Raw genomic sequence first — 22,356 nt, forward strand, 5'->3', positions numbered from 1 at the left:
CGAGCGCGAAGCGGTTTGAAATTTGGGCCGAAACACGCTTCCCATCGATAATCTAAACTGTATACTAAATGCGGATTTGAGGTGTCAACGGGGCGACCTCCAGGCTGCACGGACGATTCCGCGCCGCTTGGCGGTTCTTAAGCACGGTGAAGCGCCCGCGACGGCCGCAAGCGCGGACCGCCAGCCGGCCGATCGTGTGTCGTCAGCTCATGAGAACTAAGAGGGAAGGTTGAGAATGAGCGATGCGTCGCGTGCGGCTGAGTCAGAGATTCCAGTGCGCCCCCTGAAGGGGAAGGTTGCGTTCGTCACCGGGTCCGGCCGTGGTTTGGGGCGGACGATCGCCGAGCGGCTGATGGCCATGGGGGCCGACGTCGCCCTTCACGACATCTCCGAGGAAGCTCCTGCCCGGTTCGGCGAGGTCGCCAGCCTGTCGGCCCTGGCCGAAGAGCTGACCAGCAACGGCGCTCGCGCCGTCGCCGTCACCGGCGACATCTCCGATAACGCCGCCGTCGAGCAGATGGTGGCCGCCGCCCAGGCCCGGCTCGGTCCGATCTCCATCCTGGTGAACTGCGCCGGCGGCGACATCGGCGCCAGCGGCGACAAGCCCAATCCCTCGACGCCCACCCAGTTCAAACTGGAGGACGTCCAGGCGGTCCTCAACCGCAACCTGATCGGCACCATGTTGATGTGCCGCGCCGTCGCGCCAGGCATGGCCGAGCGCAACGAGGGGGCCGTCATCAATATCGGCTCGATCCTCGCCCATCAGGGCAGCGCCATCGAGATCGGCTACGCCTGCGCCAAGGCCGCCGTCGTCCACTACAGCCGCTGCCTGGCGATGGAGATGCGGGGCCACGGCGTGCGGGTCAACGCGATCAGCCCCGGCCCCGCCAAGACCGCCCGCTTCCTGGCCACCCGCTCCACCGATCCGGTGATGATGGAGGAAGGCCCCTCGCTGGACCGCTACGCCACTCCGGCCGAGATCGCCGACGCCGTCGGCTTCCTGGCCGGCCCCGACAGCCGCTTTGTCTCCGGCCAGGTGATCCGCGTCGACGGCGCCGCCGGCCTCTACGCCGCCTGAGAATAGGAACTCCCCCATGACCAGACTGACCGGCAAGACCTGCGTCGTCACCGGCGCCGGCCAAGGCATCGGCCGGGCCATCGCCGAAGCCTTCAAGCGCGAGGGCGCCGACGTCGTCGCCGTCGACCTGCAGCAGGCCGTGCTCGAAGCCTGGGCGCCCGCCGCCGGCGTCAAGACCGCGGTGCTCGACGTCACCAACGAAGAGGCCGTCGGCAAGCTGGCCGCCGAATTCGCCCACGCCCAGGTGCTGGTCAACTGCGTCGGCATGGTCGGGGTCGGTACGGTGCTGGACGCCTCGGCCGCCGAGCTGGAGCGCAGCTTCCGCGTCAACGTCGTGACCATGGCCTCGACCATCAAGGCCTTCCTGCCGCACATGCGCGAGCGTCGCGACGGCTCGATCGTCAACATCGCCTCGGTGGTCTCCTCGGTGAAGGCCGCGCCGGACCGGTTCACCTACGGCACCACCAAGGCCGCGGTGATCGGCCTGACCAAGTCGGTAGCCCGCGACTTCATCGGCGACGGGGTGCGTTGCAACTCGATCAGCCCAGGGACGGTGGAGAGCCCGTCCCTGCAGGAGCGCATGGCCGCCCAGGGCGACGTCGAGAAGGCCCGCGCGGCCTTCATCGCCCGTCAGCCGATGGGCCGGATCGGCACGCCGCAAGAGATCGCCGAGGTCGCGGTGCTGCTGGCCTCAGACGAGGCCGGCTTCATGACCGGCGAAAACATCGTCATCGACGGCGGTATGAGCCTCTAGAGGGTCCTCACTCACAACCGCCTTCGTCGACGGCCGGCGCGCCCCAGCGCCGGCCGTCTTTTTTTGTGCGCGGCGGGGCGCAGCCCCGATGCTGTCATCCCGGTTTGCGCAGCAAGACCGGGACCCATGAACACCAGATGGGGCAAGTCGCCGCGAGGCTTCGCCAGCTTCCGCGAGCGCGGCGCGAATGGGTCCCGGACAAGCGCTTCGCGCTTTCCGGGATGACAGTCGTCGTTGGCGCGACTACCGCCGCAGGATGGCGCCGATGCGCAGGGTCCGGGGCTGGTCGTAGCTTTCGAGGCCATCGCCGGTCTGGGCGGTCTCGATCTTGGCGTTCAGCAGGTTGTCGGCGGCGGCGTAGAGGGTCACGGCGCGGGTCACCGACCAGTCGGCCCGCAGGCCGACCTCGACCCCGGCGGCCAATTGGCGAGTGTTGAGGTCGTCGTCATAGCGCTCGCCCTCGTAGCGGACCACGGTGCGCAGGTTCAGCGCCGGGGTCGGTCGCCAGCCGGCCTCGCCGGTGAGGCTGAGCCGTGGGGTCTGGGCCGGACGCAGGCCGGTCAGCTGCGGCGCCTGGGAGCCGCCATCGACCTCAGCTTCGGTATAGGCGCCGGCCAGCCGCAGCGAGACGCTCTCCCAGCGCCGCTCGACCTGCGCCTCGATCCCGTAAGCGTCAATCTGGCCGGCGTTCTGGCGCTGGCGCAGCACCCCGCCGGCCGGGATGAAGCCGGCGACGGGGAAGGCGCCGGGTCCGGCGCCGATGGTGACATTCGCCACCGCCTTCTCCAGCCGGTTGGCGAACGCGGTGACGTCCCAGCGCAGGACGCCTTCCGAGCCCAGCCCCAGCTCGACCCCGTAAAGCTGCTCGGGCTCAAGCCCGGCGTTGGCCTCGGTGACGTCGTTGCCGACCCGGAACGGGCGGTAGAGTTCGTTCAGGGTCGCCGGCCGGAACCCGGCATAGGCCGCGGCCCGCACATAGCCGTCATCCCAGGCGGCGTAGCGCGCGCCCAGGCGGCCGGTCGGCAGCCAGCCGTCGCGGTCCTGCGGACGGTTATCGAGGGTCGTCGCGCCATTGGCTGTGTCGTGCTCAGTCCGCTGGCCGTCGTAGGTGGCCCAGCGGTCGAGCCGCACCCCGCCGGTCAGCAGCCAATCGCCGGCGTTGCGATAGGCCTCGCTATAGAGCCCGGCCACCGACTGGGTTCCCCCAGCTACGCGCTCACGGGTGAAGGCGCCGGTCATGTAGCGGAAACGCTCGCGGGTCTCGCCGTCGAACACCCGCGCGTCGAAGCCCAACTCCCAGCCGCCCTGCGCGGCGTCACGGCGCAGGGCCGCGTTGAGGCCATAGCCAATGGCCGGGGTGGCGAACTGCTCGCTGGCCGGGGTGGTCGAATTGCGACCGGCCGCGACCGCCGCCGAGCGGTTCTCCAGGTCCGAGCGCTTCAGCCAGCCTTGCACCCGCCAGGCCAGCGCGCCCTCGGCGACCGGCGCCTGAGCCAGGGTCGCCGACAGGGTCGCGCCCAGCGCGCGGCTGTCGGCCCCGATCAGCCCCGCCCCGCGCTTCTCCTGATAGCCCGACAGCCGCAGCGCCAGCTCCTTGCCGGCCAGCTCCGGCGTCCAGCGCAGCGCCCCGCTCAGGCCGCGGTAATAGAGCGCCTGGTCGGCCGCCCCGCGCCCGGCCTTGCTCATCGGGATCCAGCCGTCGCTGCGCTCGGCCGCGGCGGTGACGAACACCTGCCCCAGCGCCCCGGCCATCGCCGCGCCGCTCAGGCCCTGCTCGCCGCCATAGACCTCGTACTCGCCGCCGCGCGGGACAGTGGTCCGCTCGGCCAGCTGGATGGTCCCGGTCAGCGCCCCGGCCCCATACGGCCCGGCCCCGGCGCCGCGGATCACGCGGGCCTGCTCCACCCCGATCGGCGGCAGGCCGGTCCACAGCACCCAGCCGCCGAACGGATCGTTCTGCGGCACCCCGTCCAGGGTCACCAGCGCCCGGCTGGCCCCCGACCCGGCGATCGCGCGCGCGCTGATCCCCTGGGTGGTCGGGTTCGAGGCCTGGCTCGAGGTCCGCCGGAACAGCTGCACCCCCGGCGTCGCCGTCAGCGCCTCGTCCAGACGCGGCGCCGTGGCGATCACATCGCCCTCCAGGGTCACGATCGAGAACGCTCGATCGGCCGGCGACACCGGCAGACGCGCCGCCTCAACGATCACGACATCAACGGCGGGGGGGAGATCTACAGGCACAGGGACGTCACTTCTCAGTTGAAGGATTTGCGGAGGCTGAGGCGCAGGTTGCGATAGGTCTCGTCGTCGCGCCGCTCGAGATATTGAAGGTCGGTCATGTGGCGCGGGCCGGCATAGACCTCGCGCAGGTTCCAGGATGGCCGCGCCGTTAGGTTGTTGATCTCCAGCCGCACGGTGACGTCAGACCTGGGAGTATAATCCACAAAGGCCGACGCGTACGGCTCAGCTTTCCAGGCCTCGGTCCGGTCGAAGCGATAGGTGGTCCGTTCGCTGGCGCCGGAGATGTTCACGCCCCAGGTGGCGTTCCAATCGGGAAGATCCTGGGTGAAGGCCGCGTTCCATTCCAGCGCCGGCTGGCCGGAGAACGCCCGCGACTCGCCGGTGGTGGGATCGGTCAGCTCCGAGCGCACCGCCTTGACCCCGGCCTTCAGCAGGCCGCCGGGAATCCCGCCCATGTCGAGCGGCAGGGTCGAGTTGACCTCGAGCACGTCGCGCACGCCCGAGCCGATGTTGCGGCGAATATCGAAGACGCCCGTTGGTCCGGTCACCGGCGCGCGGTCGATGACGTCGTTCAGCCGCTCGCGCCGGATGGCGGCGACCAGGGCGCCGCGCTCCCAGAACTGCTGCTCGAAGGCGACCTCCGCCCTCAGGGTCTGGGTTGGGATCAGCAAGCCCGCGCCGCCGGTCACCGAGCCGTTGTTGAGCGACGCCTCAGCCACGAAGTCGTTGAAGTTGAGCTGGCCGACCTCGCGCTCTATCCGCATGCGCACCAGCCGCTGCGGGGTCGGGGTCCAGGTCAGGGCCGCCGACGGCTTGGCGAAATCGAACTGCGTCTCCTCGCCGCGTCGGGGCGAGAAGCTTGAGACCTCGACGCGCAGACCCGCCTCCAGAGCCAGGCTCGGCGCCGCCTGCCAGACGCCGCTGCCGAAGCCTTCGCCGCGCCGTTCCTCGACCCGCGCCCGCGACCCGGGCACCTGGGTCAGCACGCCGTCGATGACCAGGGCGCTGTCGCCCTCCAGCCAGTTGGACGCCGCCTCGATCCCGGTCTCGAAGGAGACGGTGTTCCAGCGCTGCACCCGCAGGACCGCCCGCCCCACCGTCTCCCCGGACTCATCGGACCTCCGGTAGCCGGTCTGTGTCTCGCCATTGACCGAGTTGGCCAGGGTCTGGTTCTCGCGCCAGGACTTCAGCGCGATGGCCTCGATCTCCAGCCCGTCGGCGACCGGCGCGATATAGCGGCCGCCGAACTCGCCGCCCTGGCCGCGATAGGCCTCACGCAGAACGCCCAGCCCTCGGGGCAGGTCGAAGTCGTCGCGCTCGGTGATGTCGTGGGTGTTGCGGTAGGCGCGCGCGCTGACCTGGACGTCGCCGACCGGCAACGGCGTCTCGGCGGCGGCCGTCGCCGCCAATTCGGTGGCGGGCCGCTTGGCGGAGATACGGGAGTCCAGCAAGGGCGCGCCCGACCGGTCCTGGCGCTTGCGGTGAGTAAAGGCGCGGTCGTGGCCGTCGCCGGTCTCGTACTCGACCGAAGCCTCGATGACGCGGGCGCCGAACCGGGCGCCGACCTCGGCCTCCAGACCGACCTCGTTGCGACCATCAGCGTCCAAGGTCAGTCGATCGATCAGCTCCACCGCGCCGCTGATCCCGCCACGGGGATCGCGCACGACATTGGCCACCACCGGCTTGCGCTGCATGTCGATCCCGGGCGCGCCGCCGCGGATGACGTCGACGCGAAGCACCTGGTTGGCCGGCACCCGGCCCAGCACGTCGCTGAGCGCGTCGCTCTTGCTGGCCGGCCGGCGGCCGTCGATGAGGACATTGCCCGCCGCGCCGGACAGGCCCCGGACATTGCCGCCGCCGTCGAAGCTGAACCCCGGCAGGCGGTTGATCATGTCCATCGCGTTGGCCGGGCGCGCGGCGCTGAAGAAGTCGGGAGCGTAGGTCGAGACCGCGTGGTCTTCCGGCGCGGCGGGGCCCTGGGTCAGGGCCGCGGCGAGCAGCAACGAGGTCGGCAGTCCCACGGCGCTCTCCCCGAGCTTGATCAGTACACCGAATAAAAGCCCGGCTAGTGGGTCGAGCCTTCCGCCGTCTCGGGCAGCGCCTTTTCGAGATAGGCGGCGATCTGCTCGATCTCCTCGGGGGTCGCCACCGCGCCCTTGTCGACCATGGACTGCACCACGTCGGGCCAGGCCATGTCCTTCTGGGTGCGGTTCACGATCACCTCGGCGGCGTGACAGCCGGTGCAGACCTTGAGCACGGCCTCACGCCCCGCCCCTTCGGGCAACAGTTCGGCGCCGGGCGAGGCCGGTTGAGCCACCGCCTGCCCCAGCCCGATCACCAGGGCGCCGACGATCAGAGCTGTGAAGATACGCATCGCTTACTGTTTCCTAGCCCCTGGCCGTGGCGGACCACCGCTCCCCTAAGGAAGCGAATAGACCACCAGGGAATCGCTGAGCAAGGGCGCGCCCACCTGGCTGCCGCCGGTGGCGACGACCGCGAGGTACTGCTTGCCCTTGGCCTGATAGGTGACCGGCGTCGCGTAGCCCGAGGCCGGAAGCTTGGCGGCCCACACCTCTTTGCCGGTCTTGGTTTCAAAACCGCGGAAGCGGGCGTCGTCGGTGGCGGCCACGAAGGTCAGGCCGCTGGCCGTGGTGATGGCGCCGCCCAGGCCCGGACGGCCGGTGTTCTGCTTGCCTTCCGGGAAGTCGTCGGTGACCCCCAGGGTCGAGCGCCAGGCGATCTTGCCGGTGTTGATGTCCACGGCCACCAGCTGGCCCCACGGCGTCGGGCCGCACGGCAGGCGGGTTTCCGGGTTCCAGAAGCGGCGGGTGCCGGCCAGCGGCCCGGCGTTCTGGATGCTGCCGTCAGGGTTCAGAACCATGCGCATCGGCTGGGCCAGGTTGTTCACATTGACCACGAACAGGCCAAGCTTCGGATCGACCGTGCCGCCATAATAGTTCACGCCGCCCTGGGTGCCGGGCAGGTTCACCGTGTAGCGGTTGAAGGCGATAGGCGTGTACGGGACCTCGCCCAGCAGCATGTTGTTGTCGTCGACGAGCTTCTCGCAATATTCCTTATGCTCGGGCGTATCCTTGTAGAGGTTGTTCCTCGACAGGGTGTTCTGCGACAGCGGCTCGGGCAGGACCGGGAAGGGCTGGGTCGGGGAGTAGTGTTCGCCGGGGACGTCGCCCTTCGGCACCGGCCGCTCCTCGACGCCGAAGATCGGCTCGCCGGTGACCCGGTTGAAGATGAACATCAGCGCGTTCTTGTTCACGGTCGCGACGGCCGGGATCACCTTGCCGTCCTTCTTGACGTCGAACAGGGTCGGCGGCGACTGGGTGTCCCAGTCCCAGATGTCGTGGTGCACAACCTGGAAGTGCCAGAGGTACTTGCCGGTATTAGCGTCGGCGGCCACCAGCGAGGTGCCGAACAGATTGTCGCCCGGACGGTCGACGCCCTGGCGGTCGTTGTTCGGCGCGCCGAACGGCATGTAGACGATGCCGCGTTCGGCATCGACGGTCATGTGGCCCCAGACGTTGACGCCCGAGCGGTTCTTCCAGCTGTCTCCGCCCCAGGTGTCGTGCCCGAATTCGCCGGGCTTCGGCACCGAGTGGAAGGTCCACACCAGCTTGCCGGTCCGGGCGTCCCAGGCGCGGGTGTCGCCGCGCGGACCAGGGCCGGAGGCCAGGCCGCCGGGGCCCTCGCCCATGCCGGCGCCGGTGATGATCAAGTTCTTGAAGACGATCGGCGGCGAGGGCAGGAAGTAGGGCTTGTCCATGCCGGTCTGCATGACCTCGGGGGTCTTCAGATTGACCACCCCGGCCTCGCCGAAGGCTGCGTTCGGCTTCCCGGTCGCGGCGTTGATCGAATACATCCGGCCCATGCGGGTGCCAAACACGATGGACGCCGGGTGCTTGCCCTCGCCCTTCCAGTACTCAACGCCGCGCACCGACGGGGTGTCGCCGTCGGGGATCTCGAAGACCCATTTTTCCTTGCCGGTGGCCGCTTCCAGGGCGACGACCCGGCCGTAGGGCGTGCCCAGATACATGGTCCCGCCGATCACCAGCGGGATGCTCTCGGAGACCCGCAGGCCCGCCGAACCGCTGCGGCGGCCGGCGGTGGCGGCTTTCGCCGCGTCGGTCTGCATATGGTAGACCCAGGCCTCCTTCAGCTGACCGACATTGGCCGGCGAGATCTGGGTCAGGGGCGAGTGGCGCTGACCGCCCTGGTCGCGGCCGACGCTGGGCCAATCGGCGGGCGCGGGCGCCGCCGCGGCGGTGGTTCCCAGCGCCGCGCAGGCGGCGAGCACCCCAAGCGAGGTCCAATTGAAGCCGCGCCGAGCGCGAAACGAATTATTGGCGTCCATGGACGTCGTCCCCCGATGATGCACGACCGCTTGGCTGGTCTCACCCGCCCGCAGACGGGGTGCAATTGTTGCGCGGACCGTATCGCCCGGCGCCTGGGTGTCAATGAAAAATCTGTATACTAAATACCGACACCCGGCCGCGTGGCCCATCGGCGACACCTGTAGGTTTCAATCAAGAAAACTGTATACAGCATGCAATTATTGTGAAGGATAGCGCACGCGCCAATGGGTGGCTGCAATCGTGCGTGGTGCTCAACCCCTCGCACCCTTGCTGCTGAATGTTTCCAGACGCGCTCGGGGATTCGCCGTACGGCGAGCAACAAAAAGGGAGGGCGCCATGTACAAACATCGCCTCAAGACGTCTGCGGCCCGCGCCGCGCTCATCGGATCAGCGCGCTTCGGCGCCGCCGTCATTTCCGCCGCCGGCCTGCTGGTCGTCGCCGGCGCCGCCTCGGCCCAGGAGGCCGCGCTGGAAGAGGTGGTGGTCACCGGATCGCGCATCGTCCGCGACGGTTACACCGCGCCGACGCCGGTCACCGTGGCGACCACGGAACAGCTTCAGAAGACCGCGCCCGGCAGCATTCCGGACGGCCTGAACCAGCTGCCGCAGTTCACGGGTTCGAAGGGCACGCAGAACACCGGCAACCAGGCGACCAACGCCAACTCCGGCAACTACCTGAACCTGCGCGGCCTGGGCTCGGTGCGTAACCTCGTGCTGCTCGACGGCGCGCGGATCCCGCCCACCAGCTTCGACGGTTCGGTCGACACCAACGTCATTCCGCAAGCCTTGGTCCAGCGCGTCGATGTGGTCACCGGCGGCGCCTCGGCGGCCTACGGTTCGGACGCCGTCTCCGGCGTCATCAACTTCATCCTCGACACCCGCTACAACGGTATCAAGGGCAAGGTGCAGGCTGGGATCTCCGGCCAGGGCGACGATGAATCCTACGGCGCCAGCATCGCCGGCGGGGCCAATGTCCTGGGCGGCCGCGGCCACGTGCTGTTCAGCGCCGAGCACTATGAGCGCGAAGGCCTGCCGCGGAACGAGATGCGCTCGCAGGGCGACGGATGGTGGGCCGAGGTCGGCAACGGCAAGGCCGCGACCCCCTACCGCAACGCCCGGCCGGTCTTCTATCAGACCGGGACCTTCGGGACGGTCTTCCCGTTCGCGGTCAACAACTCGCGCAACGCCGGCAACCCGCTGGCCGGCTACCACTTCCTGCCGGACGGAACCCTGGTTCCGTTCAATCCGGGCGTCACCCCGGCCGGCAGCAGCAACATCGGCGTCGGCGGCGACGGCTCGCCCTCGATCGGCCACAGCCTGACCGGCTCGCAGCGCACCGACCAGCTGTTCGGGCGCTTCGACTACGACCTGACCGACAACATCAAGGCGTTCGCCCAGCTCACCTTCTCGGAGTCGCGCAACGAGTTCGTCACCATCGGCTCGGGCACCCAGACCAACGACTTCTGGATCTACGCCGCCAACCCCTACCTGCCGACCTGGGCGCAGAACGCCCTGGCCGCCACGCCGGGCCAACGCGTCTCCGGCGGCCGGATCCACGCCGACCAGCCGTTCAAGCGGGTCAATACGCTCAACGACGTCTATACGTTCCTGGGCGGCTTCGAAGGCAAGATCGCCGACTACAACTGGAAAGCCACCTACGCCCACGGCGACTCGCTGGTGCGTTCGAGCCACTCCGGCAACTTCAATCAGCGCCGCTGGTACGCCGCCCTGGACGCCGTCCGCGGCCCCAACGGCAACATCGTCTGCAACATCACGGTCACCAATCCGGGCCTGATGGACGACTGCGTGCCGATCAACATCTTCGGGGCGAACTCACCGACCGCGGCGAACTGGGCCTATATCAGCCAGGTCTCGCAGTATCAGGTGAGCCAGCAGATGGACATCGTCGCCGCCGAGTTCTCGGGCGACCTGTTCACCCTGCCGGCCGGTCCCGTGTCGTTCGCGGCCGGCGCCGAGTACCGCAAGCAGAAGCTGGAGCAGACCAGCAACTCCGACCCGGCGATCGCCACCTCGACCCTGGGCCTGCGCGCCAACGTCAACTCGACGATCAACAAGTTCAACTCCACCAACGTCGGCCTGGCCAGCGGTGAGTTCAACGCCAAGGAAGCCTTCGTCGAGTTCGCGATCCCGGTGCTGGCCGACCTGCCGTTCGTCGAGCACCTCGATATCAACGGCGCGGCCCGCTACACCGACTACTCGACCAGCGGCGGCGTCACGACCTGGAAGATCGGCGTCAGCTACCAGCCGATCGAAGAACTGCGCTTCCGCTACACCCGCTCGCGCGACATCCGCGCGCCGACCCTGAACGAACTCTATGCCGGCGAGCAGGCCGCGCGCGGCGGCTTCACCGACGACCTGTCGGGCCGCAACGACAACCTGCTGACCCTGCGGTCGGGCAATCCCAACTTGACCCCGGAAATCGGCGACACCTACGCGGTCGGCGTGGTCTGGCAGCCGAACTACATCCCCGGCTTCAGCGCCTCGGTCGACTACTACAATATCGAAATCACCGACGCGATTCAGAACCTGGACACCAACGACGCCAACAAGGAGTGCATCGCCAGCAACGGGACCTCGCCCACCTGCGCGTTCATCATCCGGCCGTTCCCGTTCAACCACACCCCGGCCTCCGAGAACTTCCCGATCGCGGTGCGGACGACGCCGTTCAACCGGGCTCTCGAGTATCAGCACGGCATCGACTACGAAGTCGGTTACCGGATGCCGATGGAGTGGCTGTACGACGGCTCGGAGGCTCACCTCGATCTGCGCCTGGTCGGCAACTACAACCCCAGCCGCAAGAGCCGCTCGTCGGAAACCGCCGCGCCGATCCAGCGGGGCAACACGGTCTCGGGCGGCTCGGCCTTCCCGCAGCACCGCATCAACCTGCAGGCCAACTATGTCGACGGTCCGTTCAGCCTGAGCGGTCAGGTGCGCTACATCGGCGAGATGAAGCGCAGCCGCACGCCGGGTGAGTTCTATGAGAACATGACCATCGAGGCGGTCACCTACGCCGACCTGACGGCCACCTACGAGTTCACCGTCAGCGAGCACAAGTTCGACGCCTTCGTGACCATCAACAACCTGTTCGACCGGGAGCCGCCGCTGCTCCCCAACGGCCAGCCCGGTCAGCAATATCCCACCAGCCAGGCGATCTACGACGTGGTCGGTCGCTACTTCACCACCGGCCTGCGCTTCGAGTTCTAGTCTCCGCGCGACGACTGAAGGCCCCGGCGACCGCAAGGTCTCCGGGGCTTTTTTTTGGCCCGTGCAGCAGCCTCGAACCGGTCTGGAAAGTCCGTACGCCACGTCAGCTTCGCCTTGTCACGCCCCGCCACATCGCATATTGTATACGAAATAGAAGCGGCTTGGGCGGCAAGCCCCACGCGGACTCGGCGGACATTCGGTTCGCGGAAGCTCGCCCGCGATCATTGGGAGTTCAGCACGCCATGAAGCACTTCGCGCCCCTCCTCCTACTCGCCTTAGCGGCGCCGGCGTCCGCGGCGGCCCAGGATCACGCCCAGCACATGCCAGCCTCCGCCCCCGCGCTCGCCCCCAAGAACGCCTTCTACGAACTGCGCACCTACTACGCCGCGCCCGGCAAGTTCGAGGCGCTGAACGCGCGGTTCCGCAACCACACACTGGCCCTGTTCACCAAGCACGGCATGATCAATGTCGCCTATTGGAGCCAGCCCGACGTCACCGACGGCAAGCTGATCTACGTGCTGGCCTACAAGGATTTGGCGGCGCGCGACGCGGCCTGGGCGGCCTTCCGCGCCGACCCGGAATGGCAGGCCGCCGCCGCGGCCTCCGAGGTCGGCGGCAAGCTCACCGCCAAGGTCGAGTCCGTCTACCTGACGATGACCGACTACTCCCCGACTTTGCGCCTGGGCCAATGACACCAGGAGCTCGCCAGATGAAGTTCACCACCCTCCTGCTCGGTTGCGCCCTCGCCCTCGGTGGAACCCAGGCCCTGGCCGAAACCAAGGTCATCGCCAATGTCGGCCTCCAGGGCTCTGAATCGGCCCGCTACGACGCCGCCGACGACCGCATCGTCGTGGCCAATCTGGGTCCGCGCGGCGGCGGCGACGACGGCTTCGTCTCGCTGTTCACGCCCGACGGCGTGGTGACGAACCTGAAGTGGATCGAAGGCGGCAAGAACGGCGTCGAACTGCGCGATCCGCTCGGCGTCTTCGTGAAGGGCGAGAGCGTCTATCTGGCCGACGTCGCCGCGATCCGGGTCTTCGACCGCAAGACCGGCGCGCCGAAAGCCACCCATAAGGTCGACGGCGCGGTGCGTCTGAACGACGTGGTCGTGGCTGACGACGGGACCATGTACGTCACCGACTCCGGCAACGACGACAATGCGGGCGCGCTCTACAAGATCACCGCCGCCGGCAAGGTCTCGGCCTTCGCCGCCCGCGATCCGGCGCTGGAACGGCCGAACGGCATCGCCATCATGTCGGACGGCGACATCGTCCACGGCGGCCGCGGCGTGAACCTCGTGATCCGCACGCCCAAGGGCAAGATCGTCCGCGAGGTCAGCCTGCCCTACGGCCGCATGGACGGCATCGTCGCCCTGCCGAACGGGGCGCTGCTGGTCGCCAGCCAGGACGGGCACAACGTCTATCACGTGCCGGCGTCCGGCAAGCCGACCGTGGTCGCCTCCGACATCACCGTCCCGGCCGCCATCGGCCTCGACACCAAGCGCAACCGCTTGATCATCCCCCAAATCGCCGCCGCGTCGCTGACGCTGGTCGACCTCCCCTAGCGAAACGGTCCAGCAGACATGGCCAATCCCGTATTCACCGACGACTACGAAGTCCTCATCGACATCCTGGTGGAGACCCGCCGCGGCGCGTCGGTCTCGCAGCGCGGCCTGGCCGCGCGGCTGGGCAAGTCGCAGTCGCACATCAACATGATCGAGCAGCGCCAACGCCGGGTCGAGGTCCGCGAGTTCTATCTGCTCTGCAAGGCGCTCAACGCCGACCCGGTCGCGGTGTTCCAGCGCTTCACGTCCGAGATCGAGATCCGCCGGGCGGCGTAGCCCTCTCCGCGCTCGTCATCCCCGGGCTTGTCCCGGGGACCCATGCACACGAACCGTCCAAGCAAATCCGCGAACGCGGAGTCTATGGGTGGTCGGCACAAGAGGCCGGCCATGACGACCTATATGAGAAACGCCTAGCCGCCCGTCGCGAAGCGCGTGCTCGCCAGGGCCGCGGGGATCGGACCGCCCGCCGCCCAGTCCAGCAATTCCACCGTATGGACGATCGGCACGTCCGATCCGCCGCCGATCTGGGTCATGCAGCCGATATTGCCGGTGGCGATGACGTCGGGGCGCGTGGCTTCCAGATTGGCCACCTTGCGCTCACGCAGCTGGCCGGCGATCTCCGGCTGCAACAGATTGTAGGTGCCGGCCGAGCCGCAGCAGATATGCGGCTCCAGCGGCTCGACCACGGTAAAGCCCGCCGCCTTCAGCAGCGCCTTGGGTTGGTCACGGACGCCCTGGCCGTGCTGCAGCGAGCAGGCCGAGTGATAGGCCACGCGCAGGCCCAGCGAGGCGACCGCCGAGGGGCCGCTGTCCAGGCCCGTCAGGACCTCGCTGACGTCCTTGGCGATCGCCGAGACCGCCGCCGCCGGACCCGCCCACACCGGATCGTCCCGGAACATGAAGCCGTAGTCCTTGACCGTCGTGCCGCAGCCCGAGGCGGTGATCATGATGGCGTCCAGTTCGCCGCGCGCCATCTCGGCGCTCCAGGCGGTGATGTTGGCCTTGGCCTGGGCGTGCGAGCGGTCGGTCTTGCCCAGATGGTGCGTGAGGGCGCCGCAGCAGCCGCTGCCCTGCGAGGTGACAATCTCGACGCCAAGCCGGTTCAGCAGCCGGATCGCCGCGCCGTTGATCTCCGGCGCCAGCACCGGTTGGGCGCAGCCGGCCATCAGCGCGACGCGCGCGCGCCTTGTTCCCTGGGCGGCGAAGACCTGGGGCTTTTCGGCCGGATCAGGAGCTGGCAGGCGCCTCGGCGCCATGGCCGCCATGCCCTTCAGGCGGCCGGGCAGCAGGCCTGCGAACGGCCGGCCGAGATTGGCCAGCCGCAGGGCCCAGCGGAAGACCGTGCGGTCGGGCAGCACGAAGGCCAGCATCGAGCGAAGGAAACGCTCCGGCCACGGACGAACGTGGTGCTCCTCGATGTAGGAGCGGGCGTGATCGACCAGGTGCATGTAGTTCACGCCCGACGGGCAGGTGGTCATGCAGGACAGGCAAGAGAGGCAGCGGTCGACGTGCTTGACCGTCTGCGGCGAGGGCGGGCCGCCCTTCTCCAGCATCTCCTTCATCAGGTAGATGCGGCCGCGAGGGCTGTCGAGCTCGTCACCGAGCAGCAGGAAGGTCGGGCAGGTCGCCGTGCAGAACCCGCAGTGGACGCAGGTGCGGATGATCTTTTCCGACGAAGCGTTGTCCGGCGAGGCCAGTTGCTCAGGTGTGAAACTGGTCTGCATCAGAGGCCTCCGTACATCCGACCCGGATTGAAGATCCCCTGGGGATCGAACTGCTGCTGCACGCGCCGGGTCAGGGCGGCCAAGGCTGGAGCCAGCGGCTGGAAGACGTCCTCGGTCCCCCGCACGGCGTCAGGCGCGCGCATCAGGGTCGCGTGGCCGTCGCCGGCCACCACCTCGTTCAGCACGCGGCGGACATGGGCGGCATGGGCGTCGTCGGCGCCCGGCAGCTCAAGCCAGATCCCGCCGCCGCCCCAGTCGTAATAGCAGCGCCCCGAAAGCTCGCCGGCCAGGCGCGCGCCAACGGCCGCGCCCTTGCTGGGCGGAACCGACAGTTTCCAGACCACCGTGTCGCCGCCGCCGGCGAACCAGGCCGCATCGGCGATCTCTTTCCAGAGCGCCACGGACTGTTCGCGGCCCAGCAGCGCCTGCGGCCCCAGCGCCTGCAAGGTGTCGGCGAGATGCGCCACGCGGGCGGTGACCGAGGGGCGGACGCCTTCCAGCCGCAGCAGCGTGACCGCCGCCGACTGACCGACGATCTCGGGCACCGACGACGCCCGGGCGATGTCGGCCGGCAGGTGCGCCGCCGAGGACACCTGGGCCGAGCTGCCCAGGGCCTTCGACATGACCGACATGGCCGCTTCGTCGCTGAGCCCCACCAGCACCAGGGTGGCGGCGTCCGAGGCGGCGGGCAGGACCTTCAGGGTCAGCTCAGTGGCCGCACAGAGCGTGCCGAAGCTGCCGGTGATCAGCTTGGTGAGGTCAAAGCCGGTGACGTTCTTGACCACCCGGCCGCCGGCGGCGAAGGCCTCGCCGAAACCGTTGACGCCCTTGACGCCCAGGCAGTGGTCGCGCGGGCCGCCGGCGCTCAGGCGGCGCGGGCCGCCACGGCCGGTCATCACCAGGCCGCCGATCGTGCCGCGGCCGGCGGGCAGGCCCCAGAGCGGTCCGAAGTCAGGCGGTTCGAAAGCCAGTTGCTGGCCGCGTTCGCCGAGCATGGCCTCGATCTCGGCGAGGCGCGCGCCCGGCGCGACGGCCAGGATCAGTTCCTCGGGTTGATAGGTGAGGACCTCGGTCAGGGCCGACAGGTCGAGGACCACGTCGGCCTCCACCGGACGACCGAAGCCGCGCCGCGATCCGCCGCCGATCAGCTCCAGGCTCTTGCCCGCGCTCAGCGCGTCGCCGACGGCGCTTGCGACATCAGCCGCGTCCTTGGGTTTCCAGGTCTCAGGCACGCTCAGAACCGATCGAGTTCGGGGAAGCGGACCTTGCCGCCATGAATATGCACCCGGCCAAGCTCGGCGCAGCGGCAGAGCTTGGGGAACACCTTGCCGGGATTGAGCAGGCCGTCGTCGTCGAAGGCGCACTTCAGCCGCTGCTGCTGCTCGAGATCGGCGGGGCCGAACTGGACCTCCATCAGGTCGCGCTTCTCGACCCCGACCCCGTGCTCGCCGGTCAGCACGCCGCCGACCTCGACGCAGAGCGTCAGGATCGCCGCGCCCAGCTCCTCGGCCTTGTGCAGCTCGCCCGGCTTGTCGGCGTCATAGAGGATCAGCGGGTGCAGGTTGCCGTCGCCGGCGTGGAAGACGTTGGCGATCCGCAGGCCGCAGCCGTCGGCCAACTCGTTCATCCGGCGCAGCACCTTGGGCAGGGCCGCCCGCGGAATGGTGCCGTCCATGCAGTAGTAGTCGGGGGAGATGCGCCCCACCGCCGGGAACGCCGCCTTGCGTCCGGCCCAGAAGCCCTTGCGCTCATCCTCGTTCATCGAGATCCGCAGGTAGCTCGCGCCGCAGCCCTCGCCGATCTCGCGCACCACCTCGATCAGGTGGTCGACCTCGGCCGGCGGGCCGTCCAGTTCGATGATCAGCAGCGCCTCGACGTCCAGCGGATAGCCGACCTTGACGAAGGCCTCGGCCGCCGAGATCGCCAGCCGATCCATCATCTCCATGCCGGCCGGAATGATGCCGGCGGCGATGACGGCCGCCACGCAGGCGCCGGCCGCCTCGACCTCGGCGAAGCCCATCAGCAGGGCGCGCTGGGTCTCGGGAGCCTGCAGGATGCGGACCGTGACCTCGGTCACCACCGCGAGCAGGCCCTCCGATCCGCAGACCACGCCCAACAGGTCGAGCGCCGCCGGGTCTAGGTGCTTGCCGCCCAGGCGCAGCACCGTGCCGTCGATCAGCACGACCTCGACGCCCAGCAGGTTGTTGGTGGTCATGCCGTACTTCAGGCAGTGCACCCCGCCGGCGTTCTCGGCGACATTGCCGCCGATCGAACAGGCGATCTGGCTGGAGGGGTCCGGCGCGTAATAGAAGCCCTCGCTGGCCACCGCCTGGGTGACCGCCAGGTTGGTCACGCCGGGCTGAACCACCGCGCAGCGGTTCTCGTAGTCGACCTCGAGGATGCGGTTGAACTTGCCGAGCCCCAGGATGATGCCGTCGGCCAGGGGCAGCGCCCCGCCCGACAGCGACGTCCCGGCCCCGCGCGGCACCACCTTCAGGCCTTGCGAATGGCAATAGGCCAGCACGCGGCTGACCTGATCCACCGTCGTCGGCAGCACCACGATCATCGGGCGCTGGCGGTAGGCGGTCAGGCCGTCGCACTCATAGGCGGCGAGTTCGGCGTCGTCGCTGATCACCCCTTCGCCGGGCACGATGGCGCGCAGAGCCGAGACGAACTCAGCCCGCCGGGCCAGCAGCCCGGCGTCAGGGGTAGGCATCAACATGGGTACGCGGCCTTCAGCCCAGGTGGCGCCAGCCGACCACCGATTGTCGTTGTTCGCCCAGCTTCTCGATGCCGAGCGTGATGGTGTCGCCGGCCTTGAGATAGATCGGCGGCTTGAAGCCGAGGCCGACGCCGGGCGGCGTCCCGGTGGTGATGATGTCGCCGGGCACCAGGGTCATGAAGCGGCTGACATAGCTGACCAGGTTGGCGACGCCGAACACCATGGTCCGGGTGTTCCCGGTCTGCATGCGCTTGCCGTTCACTTCCAGCCACATGTCGAGGTTCTGGGGATCGCCGACCTCGTCGCCGGTGACCAGCCACGGGCCGATCGGGCCGAAGGTGTCGCACCCCTTGCCCTTGTCCCATTGGCTCCCACGCTCCAGCTGGTACTCGCGTTCCGACAGGTCGTTGACGGTGACGTAGCCAGCCACGTGCTCCAACGCCTTGTCCTCGTCGACATAGCGCGCGGTCTTACCGATGACCACGCCCAGTTCGACCTCCCAGTCGGACTTCACCGAATCCTTGGGCAGCATGACCTCGTCGTCCGGCCCCTGGATGCAGGAGGTGGCCTTGGTGAACAGGATCGGCTCGTCGGGAACCGGCATGTTCGACTCCGCCGCGTGGTCGGCGAAGTTCAGGCCGATGGCCAGGAACTTCTGCGAGCCAATGATCGGCGGGCCGTAGCGCTGCGGCCCCTCGACCTTGGGCAGGGAGGCCGGGTCGATGGCGGCCAGCCGCTTCAGGTTCTCGGGCGAGAGTTGGTCGGGGGTGAAGTCGGGCACGTGCGCCGACAGGTCCCGGATCACGCCCTCGGCGTCCAGCAGGCCGGGCTTTTCCTGGCCCACCGGCCCGTAACGAAGCAGCTTCATGCGTCTAACTCACTTGGTCGAAGGATAGGCCCGCGGGCCTAATGGTTGTGGCGGGGCGTGGTGCGGGCCACGCCGCGATACTTGACGGCGAACTCCAGCACCCCGCCGGTGTCCAGCCCGCCCACATGGGCGCGGTAGAACTCCTGCCAGGGGGTCTGGCTCTCGGGGTAGGGCGGCGGCGGCTGGGCCTTGCGCTCGGTGATTTCGGCGTCCGACAACAGCACGTCGCACTTGCGGGTGTTGAGATCGACCCGGACCACGTCGCCGGTGCGCAGCCAGCCCAGCCCGCCGCCGATCGCGGCCTCGGGCGAGGCATGCAGGATGGCGGGGCTGTCGGAAGTGCCCGACTGACGGCCGTCGCCGATCACCGGCAAGCCGCTGATCCCCTGCCGCAGCAGGGCGTCCGGCGGCTGCATGTTCACCACCTCGGCGGCGCCCGGCCAGCCCACGGGGCCGGCGTTGCGCACCACCAGGATGCTGGTCGCATCGACGCCCAGCGCCGGATCATTGATGCGGTGGTGATAGTCCTCGGCGCAGTCGAAGACCACGACCTTGCCCTCGAAGGTGTTCTCCGCGCCCGGCTTGCTCAGATAGCGGCGACGGAACTCCTCGGAGATCACGCTGGTCTTCATCACCGCGAAGTCGAACAGGTTGCCCGACAGCACGACGAAGCCGGCGTCCGCCTTCAGCGGCTGGCTGAAGGGCTTGATCATCTCGCGATCCCAGGTTTCGGCGTCCTGGACGTTCTCGCGCAGGGTCTTGCCGCTGACCGTCAGACGGTCGGCGTTGAGCTTTCCGGCGTTCATCAGCTCCCAGAGGATGGCCGGAACCCCGCCGGCGCGGTGGAACCGCTCGCCCAGGAACTCACCGGCCGGCTGCATGTTGAGGATCAGCGGCAGGGCGTAGCCGTGCTCCACCCAGTCGGCCGCGGTGATCTCCACCCCGGCGTGCCGGGCCATGGCGTTGATGTGCGGCTGGGCGTTGGTCGAGCCGCCGATCACCGTGGTCAGGGCGATGGCGTCGAGGAAGGCCTCGCGCGTCAGGATCTTGGAGGGGGTGACGTCCTCATAGGCCAGCTCGACGATCCGCTTACCGGTCTCGTAGGCCATCTGGCCGCGCTCGCGGTAAGGCGCCGGGATCGCCGCGCAACCGGGCAGCGACAGCCCCAGCGCCTCGGCGATGGCGTTCATGGTCGAGGCGGTGCCCATGGTGTTGCAGTGGCCGACCGAGGGGGCCGAGGCGGCCGCGGCGTCGATGAACTGCTCCTCGGTGATCTCGCCCGCCGCCAGCTTGCGGCGCGAGCGCCAGATCACCGTGCCCGAGCCGACCAGCTCGCCGTTGTGCCAGCCGTCCAGCATCGGACCGCCCGACAGCACGATGGCCGGGATGTCGACCGTGGAGGCGGCCATGATGCCGGCCGGGGTGGTCTTGTCGCAGCCGGTGGTCAGGACCACCGCGTCGATCGGATAGCCGTGGAGGATCTCCACCAGCGACATGTAGGAGAGATTGCGATCAATCGAGGCGGTCGGACGACGGCAGTTCTCGAAGATAGGATGGGTCGGGAACTCCATCGGGATGCCGCCGGCGTCGCGGATGCCGTCGCGGACCCGGCTGGCCAGCGACAGGTGGACCCGGTTGCAGGGCGAGAGGTCGCTGCCGCTCTGGGCGATGCCGATGATCGGGCGGCCGCTGCGCAGCTCGTCCGGGGTGATCCCGTAGTTCATGAAGCGCTCGAGATAGACCGCCGTCATGTCGTTGCGGGACGAGTCGGCGAACCACTCGCGCGAACGGAAGGGTCTGGCGGGCTGTCGGGGTGTCATCTTCGTCATTCCGCGCCGCCTGGGGCCGCACTCAGTTTACACATCACGCTTCATCTCCTGGGACGACGCCGTGGAGGGGGCCACGGCGTCGTCGAACCGGACCTCACATCAGGTGATGTGAGCACGGCCCCAATCGAGGGTCTTCCGGTTATTGTCTTCCTCGGCCTGCAGGCGCTCCTGCGGGGTCAGCTGACTGACGTAAGGCAGCTTCAACGCCTTGGTCTTCACCCATTGAATATGGGTGGCCAGGTCGATCGCCGTGCGGTTCGGGTAGCTCGCCCAGTATTCGGGCTTGAAGTACGGCACCTGCAGCGGATCGCGGGTGATCAGCTCATGCAGGCAGTTGAGCTTGGGGTTGCCCGCCTTCAGGATCGACCACAGCTGCGCCTGGTTGGTCACGCCGGTGTCGAACAGCACTTCGGAGAGCAGGAAGCCGTCCTCGTACGGGGCGACGCCCATGTCCTTCAGCGAGCAGGACAGCACATAGGGCGCGAGCTTGGTGCAGACCTCGGTCGGGTCCTCCAGCATCGAGGAGTTGTTGCCCGGATCGACCAGGGCGCCGAGATATTCGTTGGAGGTCTTCTTGATGAACTCCACGTGCTCGTCGACCAGCCGGTCCTTGTGGTTTTCGAGCGCGATCTTCACGCCGATCTTCTCGGCGATCGGCAGGCACTTCAGGATGATGGCGTTCGCCTCCTCCTGCCAGGCCGTGTACTCGGCCAGCGACTTGAAGCCCTCGTAGCGACGGCCGCTCGTGCCCTTCGGCGGGCGGCTGACCGTGCGCACGACGTTCCCGCCCATGGCCTTGGTGTCCAGCAGGGACTTCTCGAAGGCGGCGGTGTCCTCGCTCAGGCTGCCCGGTGTGCGGGCTTCGCCCTCGAACCACATGCCCAGCTGCTCCATCCGCCTGCGGAGCTTCTTCAGGTCGCCCGTCGGGGTGAACTGCAGGCCGCCGGCGCCCAGCGAGCGGCAGTATTCCACATAGGCCATGGAATCGTCGCGCATCGGCTTGGCGACGCCCAGGCCGTTCAGGTGCATGGCCATGGCCGTGGAGGCGATGCCCATGGCGGTCTTCGGCGGCAGCGGCGCGGCCAGGGCCTCGCTGCTGAGCGTGCTGACCAGGCCGGCGGCGGCGCCGGCCATCAGGAAGTCTCGTCTTGTCGTCATCGGTTTCCCCCCGAGGGTCGCCGACGCCCAGTGGACGCCGGCCTTGTTATGAGCGGCTATTTCGCAGTCCAGCCGCCGTCGATCACGATGTCGGTGCCCGTGATGAACCCGGCGAGGTCCGAGCAGAGGTAGCAGGCCAGCCCGCCGATCTCCTCGATCTTGCCCCAGCGGCCGACCGGCAGATTGGCCAGGAAGTCGGCGTTGGCCTTGGGATCGTTCATCACCGCGTGGTTCATCTCGGTGCCGAACGGGCCCGGGCTGATGCCGTTGACGGTGATCCCCTCGGCGGCCAGCTCCAGGGCCAGCGCCCGGGTGAAGCCCAGCAGCGCGGTCTTGGCCGACGAATAGGGCGTGCGGCCCGGCAGCGAGACGTGGCTGAGCATCGAGGTCATGTTGATGATGCGGCCGTAGCCCGTGCCCTTCATGCCGGGCGTGAAGGCGCGGCTGACCAGGAAGGTCGAGGTCAGGCTGGAGTCGAGCACGCTCTGGAACTCGGCCAGCGAGAGGTCGACCAGGTGCTTGCGGACATTGGTGCCGGCGTTGTTGATCAGGATCTGGGCGGCGCCGAGCTGGCTCTCCACCTCCTGGGCGATCCGCGTGACGTCGGCTTCATTGGTGACGTCGCCCATGAAGTAGGCGGCCTTGCCGCCGGCGGCGACCAGCTTGTCGCGAACCCCGGCCAGCTTGGCTTCGTCGCGGGCCACCAGGGCGAGCGTCGCGCCCGCCGCCGCCAGGGTCGTGGCCATAGCCTCGCCCAGACCACGGCTGCCGCCGGTGATCACCGCCACCTTGCCCGTAAGATCGATCTTCATACTCACTGTATCCGTTC

The 22,356-nt window shown here is 68.6% G+C and carries 17 protein-coding genes; 6 read left to right on the forward strand and 11 right to left on the reverse strand.

Annotation, left to right across the window (positions count from 1 at the left end; all coding sequences use genetic code 11):
* Positions 1 to 274: 274 nt before the first annotated feature.
* Together ASE02_RS16205 and ASE02_RS16210 are read left to right on the forward strand one after the other, a co-directional pair.
* Positions 275 to 1,078, forward strand: a complete 804-nt coding sequence (locus ASE02_RS16205) for an SDR family NAD(P)-dependent oxidoreductase (protein WP_200957705.1) — start codon at positions 275 to 277, stop codon at positions 1,076 to 1,078.
* 16 nt (positions 1,079 to 1,094) lie between these two features.
* Positions 1,095 to 1,832, forward strand: coding sequence for an SDR family oxidoreductase (locus ASE02_RS16210; RefSeq protein WP_056735574.1), 738 nt, complete (start codon positions 1,095 to 1,097; stop codon positions 1,830 to 1,832).
* A 243-nt stretch (positions 1,833 to 2,075) separates the two neighbouring features.
* Here ASE02_RS16210 and ASE02_RS16215 read toward each other — a convergent pair whose 3' ends face one another.
* The 4 genes from ASE02_RS16215 to ASE02_RS16230 are packed head-to-tail and all read right to left on the reverse strand — an operon-like array spanning position 2,076 to position 8,436.
* Positions 2,076 to 4,070, reverse strand: coding sequence for a TonB-dependent receptor (locus ASE02_RS16215; protein ID WP_056735575.1), 1,995 nt, complete (start codon positions 4,068 to 4,070; stop codon positions 2,076 to 2,078).
* A gap of 14 nt (positions 4,071 to 4,084) precedes the next feature.
* A complete protein-coding gene (locus ASE02_RS16220; RefSeq protein ID WP_056735576.1) occupies positions 4,085 to 6,091 on the reverse strand; it encodes a TonB-dependent siderophore receptor in 2,007 nt (668 codons plus the stop codon).
* Positions 6,092 to 6,135: 44 nt separating this feature from the next.
* Positions 6,136 to 6,444: a cytochrome c gene (locus ASE02_RS16225; protein ID WP_056735577.1), complete on the reverse strand. Its 309-nt coding sequence runs from the start codon at positions 6,442 to 6,444 to the stop codon at positions 6,136 to 6,138.
* 45 nt (positions 6,445 to 6,489) lie between these two features.
* On the reverse strand, positions 6,490 to 8,436 hold the full coding sequence (locus ASE02_RS16230; protein ID WP_056735578.1) for a pyrroloquinoline quinone-dependent dehydrogenase: 1,947 nt from the start codon (positions 8,434 to 8,436) through the stop codon (positions 6,490 to 6,492).
* 337 nt (positions 8,437 to 8,773) lie between these two features.
* On the opposite strand from ASE02_RS16230, the gene ASE02_RS16235 reads away from it, so the two are divergent.
* The 4 genes from ASE02_RS16235 to ASE02_RS16250 all read left to right on the forward strand — a co-directional run bounded on the left by ASE02_RS16235 (position 8,774) and on the right by ASE02_RS16250 (position 13,502).
* Entirely contained in the window at positions 8,774 to 11,662 is a 2,889-nt protein-coding gene (locus ASE02_RS16235) for a TonB-dependent siderophore receptor (protein ID WP_056735579.1), read from the forward strand.
* 320 nt (positions 11,663 to 11,982) lie between these two features.
* Positions 11,983 to 12,354, forward strand: a complete 372-nt coding sequence (locus ASE02_RS16240) for an NIPSNAP family protein (RefSeq protein WP_200957706.1) — start codon at positions 11,983 to 11,985, stop codon at positions 12,352 to 12,354.
* A gap of 17 nt (positions 12,355 to 12,371) precedes the next feature.
* Positions 12,372 to 13,226 (forward strand): SMP-30/gluconolactonase/LRE family protein, encoded by an 855-nt coding sequence (locus tag ASE02_RS16245; RefSeq protein WP_056735581.1) that lies wholly within the window; start codon positions 12,372 to 12,374, stop codon positions 13,224 to 13,226.
* A gap of 18 nt (positions 13,227 to 13,244) precedes the next feature.
* Positions 13,245 to 13,502, forward strand: coding sequence for a helix-turn-helix domain-containing protein (locus tag ASE02_RS16250; RefSeq protein ID WP_056735582.1), 258 nt, complete (start codon positions 13,245 to 13,247; stop codon positions 13,500 to 13,502).
* 134 nt (positions 13,503 to 13,636) lie between these two features.
* Here ASE02_RS16250 and glcF read toward each other — a convergent pair whose 3' ends face one another.
* From glcF to ASE02_RS16285, 7 genes are all read right to left on the reverse strand, one after another.
* Positions 13,637 to 14,950 carry a glycolate oxidase subunit GlcF gene (glcF, locus tag ASE02_RS16255; RefSeq protein WP_056735583.1) on the reverse strand — a complete coding sequence of 438 codons (1,314 nt, stop codon included), beginning with the start codon at positions 14,948 to 14,950 and terminating at the stop codon, positions 13,637 to 13,639.
* Positions 14,950 to 16,182: an FAD-binding protein gene (locus ASE02_RS16260; protein WP_056735584.1), complete on the reverse strand. Its 1,233-nt coding sequence runs from the start codon at positions 16,180 to 16,182 to the stop codon at positions 14,950 to 14,952. Before ASE02_RS16260 ends, glcF begins: the two co-directional genes overlap by 1 nt.
* Positions 16,183 to 16,184: 2 nt before the next feature.
* On the reverse strand, positions 16,185 to 17,672 hold the full coding sequence (locus ASE02_RS16265; RefSeq protein ID WP_056735585.1) for an FAD-linked oxidase C-terminal domain-containing protein: 1,488 nt from the start codon (positions 17,670 to 17,672) through the stop codon (positions 16,185 to 16,187).
* A gap of 13 nt (positions 17,673 to 17,685) precedes the next feature.
* Positions 17,686 to 18,540: a fumarylacetoacetate hydrolase family protein gene (locus tag ASE02_RS16270; RefSeq protein ID WP_056735586.1), complete on the reverse strand. Its 855-nt coding sequence runs from the start codon at positions 18,538 to 18,540 to the stop codon at positions 17,686 to 17,688.
* A 38-nt stretch (positions 18,541 to 18,578) separates the two neighbouring features.
* The gene (locus tag ASE02_RS16275; protein WP_369818581.1) at positions 18,579 to 20,360 is read right to left on the reverse strand and encodes an IlvD/Edd family dehydratase; all 1,782 of its coding nucleotides are present in this window, start codon (positions 20,358 to 20,360) and stop codon (positions 18,579 to 18,581) included.
* A 108-nt stretch (positions 20,361 to 20,468) separates the two neighbouring features.
* Positions 20,469 to 21,527 carry a sugar phosphate isomerase/epimerase gene (locus ASE02_RS16280; protein ID WP_082602152.1) on the reverse strand — a complete coding sequence of 353 codons (1,059 nt, stop codon included), beginning with the start codon at positions 21,525 to 21,527 and terminating at the stop codon, positions 20,469 to 20,471.
* A gap of 56 nt (positions 21,528 to 21,583) precedes the next feature.
* Positions 21,584 to 22,339 carry an SDR family NAD(P)-dependent oxidoreductase gene (locus tag ASE02_RS16285; protein ID WP_056735589.1) on the reverse strand — a complete coding sequence of 252 codons (756 nt, stop codon included), beginning with the start codon at positions 22,337 to 22,339 and terminating at the stop codon, positions 21,584 to 21,586.
* Between the last annotated feature and the right edge of the window lie 17 nt (positions 22,340 to 22,356).

This window comes from Phenylobacterium sp. Root700 (assembly GCF_001429025.1).
Lineage (GTDB): Bacteria > Pseudomonadota > Alphaproteobacteria > Caulobacterales > Caulobacteraceae > Phenylobacterium.